Genomic DNA, 13,418 nt, shown 5'->3' with positions numbered 1-13,418 from the left:
CGCCCCCCAGCAGCACCCGGATCGGCCCCCGACCGGCGGTCGCCGGCTCTCCGGCCGCTTCCGACGGTTCTCCACCAGACGTCACTTCCGCACCCCGCCCCGTCATCCGTTCACCTGTTCGTCTTCTGCTCCGTCCACCGGCAGCCACGCCTCCACCTTCCAGCCCGGTCCCCTCCCGTGGGGACCGGCGGAGAACCTCCCGCCGATCAGGCGCACCCGCTCCGCCATTCCGACCAGTCCGAAACCACCGCCCGATCCCGTGGCCGCGCGGCCGTCGTCGCGTACCTCCACCCGGACCCCGCCCGGCCCGGCCTCCACCACCACCTCCACACGGGCCGCGCCGCGAGCGTGCCGCAGCGCGTTGGTGACCGACTCCTGGGCGATCCGCAGCACCGCCGTGCCCACGGTCGGCGGAAGGCCGTCCACCGGGCCCCCGCACCGCACCGCCACCTCNNCAGACGGGCCAGTCCTCCGGCGGGGTCCGGATCCAGCGGAAGGTGCCCCGGGTCCCGGAGCCGGGAGACCATCCCCCGCATGGACTCCAGGGCCCGTGCGCCCGCCGCCTCGATCTCCGGCAGCGCCGACCGCACGGTGGCGGGGTCGCGGTCGGCGACGTGCCGCAGCGCCTGCGCCTGGACCACGATGCCGGTCACCTCGTGCGCCACGACGTCGTGCAGGTCCCGGGCGATCGCCAACCGCTCCTGGGCCCGCGCCCGCTCCACGTGGGCGCGCCGTTGGGCGTCGCGCCACCGCAGGTACAGCGCGGGGGCCAGACCCGCGGCCACCAACGACAGCGACGCGGTGACCAGACCCTCGTAGTAGGGCATCGGTTCACGCAGGTAGTCGGAGAGGGCGGCCGTGAACGAGCACAGCGCCACGGCGCCGATCTGCCAGGGGCGGCAGCGAAGACCGGCCAGTACGAGCAGTACGAGCAGCGCCGAGACCTCCGAACTGGCGAAGCCGTAGCCGAACGCCTCGCCCATGGGCAGCGGCCACAGCGACACCGAGGCCGCCAGTACCACGGCTCCCGCCGCCCCACCGGCCACCGTGGTCAGCGCCGGGCCCGACGCCGGGCGCAGGGCGAGCACGGCGAGCACACAGACCACCCCGCCGGAGACCACGGGCGCGTGGTCCATGGCGGAGTGCGGAGGGCCCAACCAGTTCGGCGCGGAGAGGTTGCCGTGGACGCGCGCCAGGTCCGCGCACCACACCGCCACGAGCGCGCACGCCACGGCCCACGGTGCGATCCGGGACAGCGCGCCGCCGGCCCGGGGACCGCCGAGCGCCGCGAACATCCTGTTCATGGCCATGGCGACCAGGCTAGACCGCCTCGACCAGGGCGGGCGTCGGCCAAAGGTACGAGACGGCGGTCGCGGGGGCTCGGCCGTTCGGTCGATGTGCGGGACCGGGGTCCGAAGCGACGCTTGGGGGTGTTCCGGGCGGCCGGTGTCCGTGGCCGTCGAGCGCGACCGCGTGAAGGCCCGCCCGGCACCCCCGGGCCGTCAGGACCCCCGACTGGCCCGTTCAACCCACGAACGAGGTAGGACCGCATGAGCGAGGTACACACGGACAGGACGGGCACGGGCGGAGCGCGCCCGGTCGCGGGTGACGCCGTGCGGGACGGCACCGGCCGGGGCCAGTCACCGACCGCACGGCGCGTGGTCTTCCTGGACGTGGCCCGGGCGCTCGCGATGATCGGCGTGGTCATGATGAACGTGTCCACCGTCGTCTACCCGGCCGAGATGCTGGGGGAGGTGGCCAGCGGCACGCTGACCACCATCGTGGACGTCGGACTCACCGTGGTGATGTCGGGTAGGGCCAGGACGATGCTCATGGTGCTGCTGGGCGCGGGCGCCGTCCTGGCCTGGCGCTCGGCCGCCCGGCGGGGCGGGCGGCCGATGGCGGTCATGCTGCGCCGCTACGCGGTCCTGGGGGTGCTGTTCGGGCTGCCGCACCTGGCGGTCTTCCCCGGGGACATCCTCGCCCACTACGCGCTCACGGCTCTGCTGCTGGCCCCGCTGATGCCGCTGCTGCTCGGGGGATCGCGCCGCCGCCCGCTGGTCGCGGCGGCCGTGTCCTTCGCCGCGGTGCCGGTGGCGGACCTCCTGCTCTCTCCGGTCATCCCCGAACTCGGCCAGGGTCTCTCGGTGGGTCTCGTTCCGCAGACTCTCGGGTTCTTCTGTGTGGGCGTGTGGTTGGCGCGCCGTCCCGAGCTCACCGCCGGAGCCGACGCGGCCGAGCCCGGTGGTACGGTCCGGCCGCCCCGTCTACCGCTGCGCATGCTCGTGCTCGGGGCGGGCACCCTGGTCCTCAGCACGGTGCCCATGTTCCTCGCCAGCGTGCTCTTTCCGGTCGAGTTCGGTCCCGACGGCATTCCGGTGCGGTCCGTGGGCGAGACCGTGCTCGTGCTCCTGGGGGACACGTTCATGAACCTGGGCGGCGCCCTGATCTACCTGGGCCTGGTGTGGTGGTTGGTGCTCAGGGGCAGACGGGCCGCACGTGTGCTGGGTGCCCTGGCACCGCTCGGACGGATGACCCTCACGATGTACCTGGGCAGCACGGCGGTCTTCCTGGTGGTCATGGGCCCGTTCGAGGGCACCGTCCCCCTGCTGGCCCAGTACGGCCTGGCCGCCGCCTACTTCGTGGTGAGCGCCGTCCTCGCCGGTCTGTGGGCGCGCCGGTTCCGGCTCGGCCCGCTGGAGTGGGCGTGGCGGAGCCTGACGTACCTGCGCCCCGTGTCCCTGCGTACCGCCGCCGGGCCTCAGCCCCCCGCCACGGACGGGAGCACGCGCACGTCCGCGCCGTCGTGGACCGGCGCCGACAACCCGCCGGCGCCGCGGCACTCGTCCTCGTCCACGAACACGTTGACGTAGCGGCGCAGCTGGCCCCGCTCGTCGCGGATCCTCCGGTCCAGGCCGGGGTACCGGACGGTGAGCGCGTCCAGCACACCGCCCAGCGCGGTGCCGTCCTCGACCTCCACCGGTACGTGGGCGGCGCCGTCGGCGTCCGCGCGCAGCAACCCCGGCAGGTGCACCGTCACCCGCATCTCACACCTCCGTGGCGCGGACGCACAGGACGTCGGGCAGGTGCTCGGCCACCCGGTGCCAGCGCCCGTCGTCGTCGGTCGCGGCGTAGACGTCGCCCGTGCGGGTGCCGAAGTAGAACCCGGGCACGTCCGCGCCGTCGGTGCAGGCGCCGTCGCGCAGCACGATCCCGAAGTAGGGGTCCTCGGGCAGCCCCCGTGTGAACGGCCGCCAGCTGACGCCCCCGTCCTCGGTCCGGTACACCCCCAGACGGTCGTCGGGCGGCAGGTGCACCTCCTGGCTGACCACCGGGAAGTTGAGCGCGGTCTCCGGCCGGTGCGGGTGGGCCACCACCGCGAAGCCGAAGTCGGTGGGCAGCCCGGTCTCCACGGAGGTCCACCCCTCCTTGGCGGGGTCCGCGCTGCGGTACACCCCGTGGTGGTTCTGGGCGTAGAGCACGCCGTTCGGCGCGGCGGTCACCTTGTGCACGCACTGGCCGTACTCGGGCTCCTCGTCGGGCAGGAACACCGCCGAGATGCCCCGGTTGGCCGGGGCCCAACTGGCACCGTCGTCGCGGGTCTGGTAGACACCACCGGTGGACATGGCCACCGTCACGGCGCCGGGCGTGCGCTCGCCCGCGCCCAGGATCCCGGGCAGGATCGTGTGGACCGCGCCGCCGCCCGCCCCGGGGAACCAGTTGGCGCGGTGGGGGTGGTCCCACAGGGCCCGGACCAGTTCGAAACGCAGACCTCCGTCGGAGGACCGGAACAGGGCGTGTGGTTCCACCCCGGCGTACACGGTGTCGGGATCGTCGCCGAAGGCGAACTGCCAGGCGCGTGTGAGGGAGGCGCCGGTGTCCTCGGGGAAGGCGATGGGCGCGGCCTCGGGCTCGTGCCAGGTCCGCCCCCGGTCGTCGCTGTACCAGACGCTCGGCCCGAAGTGCGAGCTCTCCGCCCCGGCGAGGACGCGTCCGCTGTGGGGGTTGATCCCGACCGCGTACACCGCGCTCATGCTGGCGTAGTCCGCGGCGTCGAGCCGGTGCGGTCCGCTCACCTCCCATCCCCGGCGATCTTCGCTGCGGGCCGTGAAGAGCCCCTTGCGCGTGCCTATGACCAGGAGATACGTCATAACCAACTCCAGAACGGGATCGAGGGCTCCACTGTGACACAGGCCACCGACAATCGGTGGTGACGCGGCGGTCGACGGATCCGGACCGCGGGGGCGAGAATAGTTAGGTTTCTGAACGTTTTTCGTGGAAGAGAACCAATGGGCGATGACCGAAAATGGATCTCCGGTCCTCCGTGGCGGCTCCGCGGAAGGCGAAACTGTCGGGAGGGAAGCGCCTTTCGGGGAGGCTCTCCCGCGCAGTGGGGAAGGCGGTTGTCAGACGGAGCACCCTTTGCAATAAAATTCCGGGCCAACCAGTACGCCCGCGTGGGTCGCGCCTGTGCCCACCGCTCGCGTTCCCACGACGAACAGGACAGAAGACTTCCCGCTCTCCCGGTCTCCGAGATGCGTTTCAGGACTACCGTCCTAATGGTCCTGCGTACCAAAGAGAACCGGGTTCCCACTCGATAGGGTCGCCTCATGCACCACCCCCCGGACACGCTTCACGCCCGCAAGCGGCGTAAGGCACGAGCCATGATCGTGTCGGCAGCCTTCCAGCTCTTCGCCGAACACGGATTCGACAACGTCACGGTGGCCGCGATCGCCGAACGCGCCGAGGTCGGCCGGACCACCTTCTTCAGGTACTTCGGCGACAAACAACAGGTGCTCTTCGCCGACGACGGAGCCGAAGCCGACCGCGTGTGCGCCTACGTGCGCGACAGGGCGGACCGGCCGCTGGGCGACGACCTCCGTGCCGCCGTCGAGCTGCTCCGGGAGGCCGACGCGGCCGCCAGGCCGCACACCGCGCTCTCCCCCGCCCACTCCGCCGTCCTGGCGCGTCTGTTGCGGGAGAGCAGCGAACTGCGTTCCCGCTACCTGCTCACACGGCAGCAGCGCGCGCACCGGTTCGCCGGTGCCCTGGCGGAGGCGGGAGCGGACGAGAAGGTCGCCGTGCTCGCCGCCCACACCGCCATGGCCTGCGAGCTCACCGCCATGCGGCTGTCGGAGAACCCGGAGGCCTTCCCCGCCCGCCTGGACGAGGCCCACGCCCTGCTGGGCTCCCTCGGAGAGCGGACGGCCCCCTGAACCGGACCGGTCCGACGTCGTGAGTACCGCCCCGGGACGCACCGTGAACGGCGACGGTCGGCCCGCGCCGACCCGTGCGGCCGGTGCGCCCCGGGGAATCCGGCCAGGACGGGCGCGTGAGCGGCACACACGACACGCGCGCGGTGACGGTCACGGCGCCGTCGCCCAGCCGGGCAGGAACGACTCCCGGCACGCTGTCAGGGGTTGTGCCGGGCCGCTTCGAGGGCGGCCTCCACACCCTCGTCGTAGCGGAGCGCGGCGGTGACGAGGCCGTGGCGCACCTCGAACAGGGTCGCGGTGCGTGTCGGCGCCGGGTCGGGGCCCGAGTCGGCGCGGTGGGGCCAGGTGGCGTCCTGCTCGACCACGACGCGCCGGTCGTCGACGGTGTGCCACGCGACCGGTTCGAGGCGGATGCCGGATTCGCGTACCCAGCCCAGGAAGACCTCGACGCCCCGCGTGGAGCCTCTGGGGCCGCCGATCCTGATGTCGGGGTCGACCACGGCCTTCGCCGCCGTCAGGTCCCGCCCGTTCACCGCCGCGTGCCAGTCCCTGACCGGTGCCCAGCGCGCGTCCTCGTCCTCGGCCATGTGTCCGCCCTCCCCGCTCCCGTCCGTCGGGCCTTCCGGCCGCATGCTCTCACGGGTGGGGCTCGGGGCCTCGGCGAACCACGACTCCGTTCGCCGTGTTCGCCGTCGGCCGTGCGCGGCCGACGCGTGGGGGCGGGGCGGCCCGGTGTCCCTCGTGGGGGAGTTCCGCCGGGACACGGGGAATGGATGCGGGGAATGGGCGCGGAACCGGTTCCGAAAGGGGGACCCGCACCGTCAGGGGGCGGCTTCGACAGTTCTCCGTTCCGGCGGAACGTGCGGACCAGGCCGGTGGCGGAACGCGTGGGGAACTCCGGTCGGAAGTCGGCCGTGGCGGGGGTCAACGGAGAGGAAGGCGCGCGGAACGGAGTCGGGGGACACGATCCGGGCGACTGGGCCGCTCGTGGCGGTCGGGGGAGGTCGGGCGGCGGACGTGCTCCGGGACGGAGGGCGCTGTCGGAGGAACCTGAGGTCTTCGCTCTCCGGTTCCCGTGTTCGCCGTATCCTTTTCCGTGAAGAATAAGCGGGGGGCGATTTCACCCCGTGCGGACTTTCTCCGGGGTGCGCGGTCACCACGGGAAGCGAATTCCCTTTCCCCGGCCTCCTTTCCGGGAGGCCGGGTGGATTCCGTTGGCGCGGAGGCACTGCGGGGGCGTCCCCGCGCCACCCGGCACGGGGCGCTCCCGCGGTTCTCCGGCCGCGCGCCTAGAACGGCGTCAGGGTGATCCCGAACTCGGCGGGGCCGTGGTCCTGGATGTAGGACGCGAACCCGGCCACGTCGTCGAAGGCGAAACCGTAGGCCCTGCCGTCCACGGTGTTGTCGTGGAAGACCTTCGCGTAGCGGTTGGTGATGTCCGCCAGGTAGAAGGTGTCGGGGTCGTCGGTGGGCTGCGCGGAGGAGGCCAGCAGGGTGGACCGGTTGAGGGCGGCGCCCAGGATGGCGGCCACGGGGCCGGTGATCCCGTCGTTGGGGGCGGCCAGGCTTCCGTGGCAGAAGAGGACGTCCCTGGTCGAGGGGCGGGAGAAGGGTGACACACCGCCGTCGAAGACGAGCCGGTCACCCTGCACCCGCCCGGTGAAGGTTCCCGCGTTGGTGGTGACCCGCAGGTCGTTGGCGGCGTAGTGGGACCAGACCCTGTCGACGTACGGGTCGTAGTAGTCGGCGGGGAACAGCCCGGCGTCGAGCCCGTGGCCGGGGGCGATCACCCGCAGGTCGTCGACGACGAGCGGGGAGAAGACGGGGTCCGCGGAGAGCGTCTCGAACACGGCGTCGCGTCCGCCGGGCACGAACGTGCCGGTGGTCTGGTCCGCCTCACCGGTCAGCCGGATGCCGATCGGGACGCTGAACTGGTCGACCATGCTGGTGTTGCAGTACATACCGGACGCGTCGTGGGTGAACTCGACCGAGTCGTGCAGCACTCCGTACCCGTGGTCGCTCTCCACCCAGCCCGCCGGAAGCTGGAGGGCCGGGTTGCCGTTCCCGTCGATCACGATGCGGATACCGAGCTTGCCGCCGAGCGCGACGTAGATCCGTCCGGACATGTAGGGCAGCGTCATGTCGGCGGGCAGCGCGTCGAGCGGGATGGCGTAGTCGGTGTAGCCGCCGTCGGTGTTGTCGTCCAGGCTGACGGGGCGCGGGGTCCCGTCGGAGTCCACCCAGCAGTGCCGGTTGGTGGTCAGGTCGGTGCCGACGACGTAGACGAGGACCTCGCTGTCGGGGTAGCGCCCCGTTTCGTTGACGATGCCGACCGGGAGCGCTCCCGTGTTGGCCGCGGTCGTGCCGGACCGGAGCGAGGCCCGGGCGGTGGCGCAGCCGCTGGCGCCGAGCAGGGGGACTCCCGCGGCCAGGGACGCGCCTCCGAGGAAGAGTCTGCGGTTGATCATGCCGTCTCCTCGAGTAGCGGGTAGAGACTGGAAACTAAGTGATCATTTAGTAACGCATGCGTCAACCGGGGTAACCGCACGTATTTTCCGTGGCGGATGTTTCCTGCGGTGGGGGTGTTGTTATGTGACTCAGCTCACAGATAAAGCCGCGCGGAGGAGGGACCGGTGAGCGCGGGCTCCCGGTCTCCTCCGCGCGCGGCTCGACCCCGCGGGTGGAAGCTCGAAGGGGCGTTCCGGGTCCGGAGGGGAGATGCCGCCCGGGGCGCGCGCCGGGACCCTCCGTCCCGGACGGGATCAGCCCGCGGCCGCCGCCCGGTACGGCTCCGCCTCCACCAGGGTGACCCCGATGACCGTGCCCCGGGGCGCCGTGAACGTGCGCCGCTCGCCCCTGCGAGCGCCCATCAACGACGCGCCCAGCGGGGACTCCGGTGAGTAGACGGTCACCCGGTCCGCCACGGACGCGTCCCGGACACCGAGCAGGAACGTCTCGGTCTCCTCCTCGCCGTCGTAGCGGATGGTGAGTACCTTGCCGGGGGCGGCGATCCCGTCGTCGGGCGCGGCCTCGTCCACCACGGCCTCGCTGAGCAGTCGCTCGATGGTGTGTACGCGCGCCTGGCGCACGGCCGGGTCGTGAATGTAGCGGGGCGCGGGGAGTGTGTCCCCCGCGCCCCCGTCCGCCCCGGTGCCCGGGGTGTCGTCAGGGAGTTCGCGTAGCGTCCGGAGCTCCTCCCGGAGTCGGTCGTAGGCCTCCCGGGTCATCCATCGTTCGGCGGTCCTCATGGAACATTCCTTGTCTTCACGGGCCCTCACCGCGGACGGTCCGGGGCGGGGCGAGCACAGCGGGATCCGACGAGGGGGTATCGCCGCTCATCCTGAGTGTGTCCACGGGCCAGGGGGCGGGCGTTATCCTCGGGCGACAATCACACGGTGTCCTTTTGTGGCTGTCGAACAACACTGCTGAGGGGAGAGGAGGGGACGTGATCAACCTCGACCGGCTCGTCAACGTCCTGGGCGGCTACGGGGCCAGGCTGGTCGGCCCGGAGCCGCTGCGGCGCAGGGAACTGCGCAGCGTCGCCATGCACGACCCCACCGACGACGTGCCGCCGCTGGGGGACGCGTTCCTCGCCGTCGGCGTGGACTCGTCGGCCGAGGCCGTGCGCCTCGCCGAGCAGGCCCGCGCGACCGTCGCCGTCGTCCGCTCCGCCCGCGACCCCGACGACGGCGTGCGGGCGCGCCTGCGGGAGAGCGACATCGCCCTCCTGGTGGTGGAACCCGCCGTGTCGTGGAGCCAGGTGTCCGGCGTCGTCTACGGACTGGTCCTGGAGGGCCGCGAGACCGAGGCCGGGCGCGGCCCCAGCGATCTGTTCACCCTCGCCGACACCGTCGCCGCCGAGGTCGGCGGTCCCGTCACGATCGAGGACCGCGCCTCACGCGTGGTCGCCTACTCCGCCTCCCAGGGGGACACCGACCGGGTCCGGCGCGACACCCTCGTCGACCGGCGCGTCCCGGCCCGGGTCCGCGCCAGGCTCGACGCCGACGGGGTGTTCGCCCGGCTGGCGTCGGACACCGGACCCCGGTTCGTGCCGGGGACCCCCGAGCTCGGCATGGGCGGACGCACCGCCGCGCCGATCCGGGTGGGGCGCGAACTCCTGGGATCGCTGTGGGTGGTGTGCGACGCCCCGCTGGACGCGGAGCGGTCGCGGGCGCTGCGCGAGGCGGCGCACACGGTCGGCCTCCACATGCTGCGTGCCAGGGTCAGCAGCGACCTGGAGCGGCAGGTGGAGTCGGAGTCGGTGATCGACCTGCTGGAGGGTTCGGCCGATCCCGCGCAGGTGGCGGGGCGGATCGGCCTTCCCTCCGGGGGGTTGCGGGTGATCGCCTTCCAGGCGCGCGCCCGGACCGAGCCCGAGGCCGCGATCCTGCACCTGTTCGAGCAGGTCACCACCGGCTTCGGATGGTCGCGTCCGGGACGCAGCACCCTGCTGGGAACCACCGTGTACACCGTCCTGCCCTGCGGGGGCGATTCCGTGCCAGCGGTGGAGTGGGTGCGTTCGACGCTGCACGGCCTGCCCGACCGCCCGGGGGTGGTCGCCGGTGTGGGAGGTGCGGCCGACGCCTCCGGCCTGCCCGCCAGCAGGCAGGAGGCGGACGAGTGCCTGACGCTGCACGGGCAGGAACCCGGGGGGACCGACGCGGTCGTCTACGACGACGCCTGGCACTCCGTGCTGCTGCGCCGCCTGCGCCTGGTGGCCGAGGGAGGGCGCCTGCCCACCCGCAACCCGGTGGTGGAGCTGGTCCGCCACGACGCGGAGCACGGCACCGACCACGCCCGGACGCTCCGCGCCTGGCTGTACTCCCACGGGGACCTGGGGCTGGCGGCCGAGTCCCTGGGCCTGCACCCCAACACGGTGCGGTACCGGTTGCGCCGGATGGGCGCGATCGCGGACCTGCGGCTCCACGACCCCGAGGCCCGGGTGGCGATGACGGTCGCCCTGGCGGCCCTCGCGCGCGATCCCGCGTAGACGTCGCCGCGGTGGTGGGGACCCGCTTCCCCACCGCCCTCGTGCGCGCCTTCCGGGACGGCCGTGGACACCGGACCCAGCGGCCCCTGCCGCCTACTCGGCCCTGTCGCCGTCGCCGTCGCCGTCGCCGTCGCCGTCCTCGTCGCGTTCGGCCCTCTCCCGCCCGGCCCTCGCCCGCCCGGCCTCGGCCTGCTCGGCGTCCAGACGGTCGGATTCCGCGCGCTTGGCGTCCAGGCGCTCGGACAGCTCGTCCAGGACCATCACGTCCCGTTCGATGCGCCCGGTCCGGTACCCCACCCGCGCGACGATGTGGCCCGCCACCGGGATGGTCACGATCTGGAAGAGCGCCACCAACAGCAGCGTTCCGACGCTGAACACGTTGGTCTCCACGGGTGTCAGCCGGATGCCGATCCCCACCAGTACCAGCAGCAGTCCCAGCACCTGTGGCTTGGCGGTGGTGTGCAGGCGCGAGAGCAGGTCGGGGAAGCGGATCAGCCCCACCCCGGCCACCAGGGAGAGCGCGGCCCCGGACAGGAGGCACAGCATCGCCGCCCAGTCCAGGACGGTCGCGATCTGGTCGCTCACGAGCTCTCCTCCCTCTCCGATCCGGGGACCGCGTCGGTGGGCGTCGCGGAGCTCGGGTGCGCCCCGGTCGGGGCGGCGAGGTGCTCCTGCTCCTCATGCCTCCTGCGGGCGACGAACTTGGCGATGCTGACCGAACTGACGAACCCCAGCAGGGACAGCACCAGCAGGGTCGGCAACACCGTGGGGTCGCGGCTGAAGGCCGCGTAGGCGCCCACGCCGGTCAGGGCCGAGGCGAGCAGCACGTCGACGGAGATGGCCCGGTCCAGGATGTCCGGGCCGATCAGCATGCGGGTCACACCCAGCAGCGCCGCCACGCCGAGCATGACGCCGATGGCGATCCACAGGACGTTCACACGCTCTCCTTCCCGCCGCGCCCCACGGCCTCCTCGGCCCGCAGCGCGGCGATGTCCTCACGGGTGCCCAGGGCCCTCACGATCCGCTCCTCCAGCCGCCAGACGTCCCGGCGGCCCTCCTCGACGGCCCTCTCGTCCCCCGTGCCCAGGAGGTGCACGTACAGGACGGGGCCGGGCCGGGCGACCTCGACGACCACCGAACCCGGGATGATCGAGCTGGCGATCGAGACGCACACCAGCATCAGGTCGGAGTCGGTGCGCAACGGCACCCCCACCACCGCGTTGCTGACCCGGGTCGGCCTGAAGGTCCACTTGGTCACCTGGAAGCTGGCGACGGCCATCCTGGCGAGGACGTACAGGACCATCCTGACCAGGTACACCGGCCGGAACCGGAAACCGGGGTAGATCGGCGGCAACGGGAACAGCAGCATGATCAGTACCGACACCAGGAACCCCAGTACCAGCAGACCGAGCGACTCCGGACGGAGCCGGAAGCCTTCGAAGAGCAGCATCCACACCAGGGTCATGCCGAGCGCGACCGGGATCTGCACCTTGCCCAGCCGCCTGCGCAGCGACGCCAGGCCGATCCTCTTCTTCTCCTGTAGGTCGATCACCGGTCGCCTCCGAGAACCGCCTCGATGTAGGGGGTACGCGCCTGGAGTTCGACCGCCGCGTCCGACGCGTACGTGATGAGCGGGCCCGCGAGCGCCGTCAGGGCGAGACTGAACACCACCAGAGCCACCGTGGCGCCGACCATGCTCTTCGGCAGCGCGACGGACGTGACCACCGGAGTGGTCGCGGCCGTGGCGCCCTCCAGTCGGGAGGACGGACCGACGGCCTCACCGGGCCCGAAGGCCGCGGTGGAGGACTCGTCGGCCTCGGTGTCCTCCTCCAGCACGGTGCCGGGCTCGGCCACCATGCCCTCGGACGGCGACCGCCAGAACGCGTAGTTCCACACCCGGGCGATGACGTACAGGGTCAGCAGGCTCGTCAGCACCGACGCGCCCACCAGGACGTAGGCGAGCGGCGTGCCCGCCTCCACGCCGGCCTGTATCAGGCCGAGCTTGCCGAGGAAGCCCGACATCGGCGGGATGCCGCCCAGGTTCATCGCCGGGACGAAGAACAGGACGCCGAGCACCGGCGCGATCCGGCTCAGACCGCCCAGGTGGTCCAGCGACGCGGACCCGCCCCGGCGTTCGATCAACCCCGTGACCAGGAACAGCGTGGTCTGCACCGTGATGTGGTGCGCGATGTAGAACACCGCGCCCGCCATGCCCTGCACGCTGCCCAGGGCCACGCCGAACACCATGTACCCGATGTGGCTGATCAGCGTGAACGACAGCAGACGCTTGATGTCGGTCTGCGCGACCGCGCCCAGGATGCCCATGATCATGGTCGCCAGGGCCACGACCATCAGCAGGTTGTTGAGCTGCTCGCTGGGGAACAGCAGGGTCTGCGTGCGGATGATCGTGTACACGCCCACCTTGGTGAGCAGGCCCGCGAACACCGCCGTGACCGGCGCCGGGGCCGTCGGATAGGAGTCGGGCAGCCACGCGGCCAGCGGGAAGACCGCCGCCTTGATGCCGAAGGCGAACAGCAGCACGATCTGGAGGACGGCCCGCAGGTCGTTCGACAGGTCGGGCAGCCGCTCGCCGAGCTGCGCCATGTTCACCGTGCCGGTCGCGCCGAAGATCAGCGCGATGGCGATGAGGAACAGTAGCGACGACACCAGCGACACCACGACGTAGATGGCGCCCGCCCGCATCCGCGACTGTGTGCCGCCCAGGGTCAGCAGCACGTAGCTGGCGGTCAGCAGGATCTCGAACCCGACGAACAGGTTGAACAGGTCACCCGCCAGGAAGGCGTTGGAGACGCCCGCCACCAGGATCAGGTAGGTCGGCTGGTACACCGACAGGGGCGCCACCTCGGCCTTGCCCACCATGCCCTGGCCGATGGAGTACACCAGTACGGTCAGCGTGATCGCCGCCGACACCGTCACCATCAGCGCGGACAGCCGGTCGGCGACCAGGGTGATGCCGATCGGCGCCTCCCAGCCGCCCACCTGCACGGTCTGCGGGCCGTAGGCGTGGGAACCGATCATCAGCACGAAGCCGATGACCAGGACCAGGGTCAGCGAGACGACGCTCAGCCACCGCTGGACGCGGGGCCAGCGGGCGCCGAGGGCCAGCTTCACCCCGGCCGCGAACAGTGGCAGTACCACCGGCAGGGGGATGAAGTAGTGCAGCAGACCGACGAAGTAGTCCGCGTCCATGG

General features: G+C 72.1%; 12 protein-coding genes and 1 pseudogene. 3 read left to right on the top strand and 10 right to left on the bottom strand.

Annotated features, from left to right (window positions below; all coding sequences use genetic code 11):
• Nucleotides 1–102 precede the first annotated feature (102 nt).
• A pseudogene (locus tag D455_RS29110) lies at nucleotides 103–1,310 on the bottom strand (sensor histidine kinase).
• A gap of 240 nt (nucleotides 1,311–1,550) precedes the next feature.
• Here D455_RS29110 and D455_RS29105 point away from each other — a divergent pair.
• A complete protein-coding gene (locus D455_RS29105) occupies nucleotides 1,551–2,873 on the top strand; it encodes a DUF418 domain-containing protein (protein WP_017569455.1) in 1,323 nt (440 codons plus the stop codon).
• On the opposite strand, the gene D455_RS0103870 is transcribed toward D455_RS29105, so the two are convergent.
• Nucleotides 2,762–3,046: a MoaD/ThiS family protein gene (locus tag D455_RS0103870; RefSeq protein ID WP_026122289.1), complete on the bottom strand. Its 285-nt coding sequence runs from the start codon at nucleotides 3,044–3,046 to the stop codon at nucleotides 2,762–2,764. The genes D455_RS29105 and D455_RS0103870 overlap by 112 nt on opposite strands.
• 1 nt (nucleotide 3,047) lies before the next feature.
• Nucleotides 3,048–4,151 carry a WD40/YVTN/BNR-like repeat-containing protein gene (locus D455_RS0103865; RefSeq protein ID WP_026122288.1) on the bottom strand — a complete coding sequence of 368 codons (1,104 nt, stop codon included), beginning with the start codon at nucleotides 4,149–4,151 and terminating at the stop codon, nucleotides 3,048–3,050.
• 459 nt (nucleotides 4,152–4,610) lie between these two features.
• On the opposite strand from D455_RS0103865, the gene D455_RS0103860 reads away from it, so the two are divergent.
• Nucleotides 4,611–5,216 carry a TetR/AcrR family transcriptional regulator gene (locus tag D455_RS0103860; RefSeq protein WP_026122287.1) on the top strand — a complete coding sequence of 202 codons (606 nt, stop codon included), beginning with the start codon at nucleotides 4,611–4,613 and terminating at the stop codon, nucleotides 5,214–5,216.
• A gap of 197 nt (nucleotides 5,217–5,413) precedes the next feature.
• Here D455_RS0103860 and D455_RS0103855 read toward each other — a convergent pair whose 3' ends face one another.
• The 3 genes from D455_RS0103855 to D455_RS0103845 all read right to left on the bottom strand — a co-directional run bounded on the left by D455_RS0103855 (nucleotide 5,414) and on the right by D455_RS0103845 (nucleotide 8,464).
• Nucleotides 5,414–5,803 (bottom strand): nuclear transport factor 2 family protein, encoded by a 390-nt coding sequence (locus D455_RS0103855; protein WP_017569452.1) that lies wholly within the window; start codon nucleotides 5,801–5,803, stop codon nucleotides 5,414–5,416.
• A 702-nt stretch (nucleotides 5,804–6,505) separates the two neighbouring features.
• A complete protein-coding gene (locus tag D455_RS0103850; protein ID WP_017569451.1) occupies nucleotides 6,506–7,684 on the bottom strand; it encodes a beta-1,3-glucanase family protein in 1,179 nt (392 codons plus the stop codon).
• A 294-nt stretch (nucleotides 7,685–7,978) separates the two neighbouring features.
• Nucleotides 7,979–8,464 (bottom strand): GreA/GreB family elongation factor, encoded by a 486-nt coding sequence (locus D455_RS0103845; RefSeq protein ID WP_017569450.1) that lies wholly within the window; start codon nucleotides 8,462–8,464, stop codon nucleotides 7,979–7,981.
• A gap of 197 nt (nucleotides 8,465–8,661) precedes the next feature.
• Between D455_RS0103845 and D455_RS0103840 the strand changes: the two genes are divergently transcribed.
• Nucleotides 8,662–10,206: a PucR family transcriptional regulator gene (locus tag D455_RS0103840; RefSeq protein ID WP_017569449.1), complete on the top strand. Its 1,545-nt coding sequence runs from the start codon at nucleotides 8,662–8,664 to the stop codon at nucleotides 10,204–10,206.
• Nucleotides 10,207–10,299: 93 nt separating this feature from the next.
• Here D455_RS0103840 and mnhG read toward each other — a convergent pair whose 3' ends face one another.
• Genes mnhG through D455_RS0103820 form a run of 4 tightly spaced genes read right to left on the bottom strand, consistent with a single transcriptional unit; the run spans nucleotide 10,300 to nucleotide 13,416 of the window.
• Nucleotides 10,300–10,791, bottom strand: coding sequence for a monovalent cation/H(+) antiporter subunit G (gene mnhG / locus D455_RS0103835; protein WP_017569448.1), 492 nt, complete (start codon nucleotides 10,789–10,791; stop codon nucleotides 10,300–10,302).
• Nucleotides 10,788–11,144 (bottom strand): monovalent cation/H+ antiporter complex subunit F, encoded by a 357-nt coding sequence (locus D455_RS0103830; protein WP_017569447.1) that lies wholly within the window; start codon nucleotides 11,142–11,144, stop codon nucleotides 10,788–10,790. Before D455_RS0103830 ends, mnhG begins: the two co-directional genes overlap by 4 nt.
• A complete protein-coding gene (locus D455_RS0103825; protein WP_017569446.1) occupies nucleotides 11,141–11,758 on the bottom strand; it encodes a Na+/H+ antiporter subunit E in 618 nt (205 codons plus the stop codon). The genes D455_RS0103830 and D455_RS0103825 overlap by 4 nt, the downstream gene beginning before the upstream one ends.
• Nucleotides 11,755–13,416, bottom strand: a complete 1,662-nt coding sequence (locus tag D455_RS0103820) for a Na+/H+ antiporter subunit D (RefSeq protein WP_193789412.1) — start codon at nucleotides 13,414–13,416, stop codon at nucleotides 11,755–11,757. Before D455_RS0103820 ends, D455_RS0103825 begins: the two co-directional genes overlap by 4 nt.
• Nucleotides 13,417–13,418: the final 2 nt, after the last annotated feature.

Origin of the sequence: Nocardiopsis halotolerans DSM 44410 (assembly GCF_000341065.1) — a bacterium.
GTDB classification, from domain to species: Bacteria; Actinomycetota; Actinomycetes; order Streptosporangiales; family Streptosporangiaceae; genus Nocardiopsis; species Nocardiopsis halotolerans.
Note: the sequence above shows the minus strand (reverse complement) of the source record. Positions and strands in the feature narration are given on the sequence as shown.

What these genes read in the sequence shown, in the direction of transcription:
- D455_RS29105 (WP_017569455.1), top strand. Translation starts at nt 1,551, where the DNA reads ATGAGCGAGGTACACACGGACAGGACGGGCACGGGCGGAGCGCGCCCG.
- D455_RS0103870 (WP_026122289.1), bottom strand. Translation starts at nt 3,046, where the DNA reads ATGCGGGTGACGGTGCACCTGCCGGGGTTGCTGCGCGCGGACGCCGAC.
- D455_RS0103865 (WP_026122288.1), bottom strand. Translation starts at nt 4,151, where the DNA reads ATGACGTATCTCCTGGTCATAGGCACGCGCAAGGGGCTCTTCACGGCC.
- D455_RS0103860 (WP_026122287.1), top strand. Translation starts at nt 4,611, where the DNA reads ATGCACCACCCCCCGGACACGCTTCACGCCCGCAAGCGGCGTAAGGCA.
- D455_RS0103855 (WP_017569452.1), bottom strand. Translation starts at nt 5,803, where the DNA reads ATGGCCGAGGACGAGGACGCGCGCTGGGCACCGGTCAGGGACTGGCAC.
- D455_RS0103850 (WP_017569451.1), bottom strand. Translation starts at nt 7,684, where the DNA reads ATGATCAACCGCAGACTCTTCCTCGGAGGCGCGTCCCTGGCCGCGGGA.
- D455_RS0103845 (WP_017569450.1), bottom strand. Translation starts at nt 8,464, where the DNA reads ATGAGGACCGCCGAACGATGGATGACCCGGGAGGCCTACGACCGACTC.
- D455_RS0103820 (WP_193789412.1), bottom strand. Translation starts at nt 13,416, where the DNA reads ATGGACGCGGACTACTTCGTCGGTCTGCTGCACTACTTCATCCCCCTG.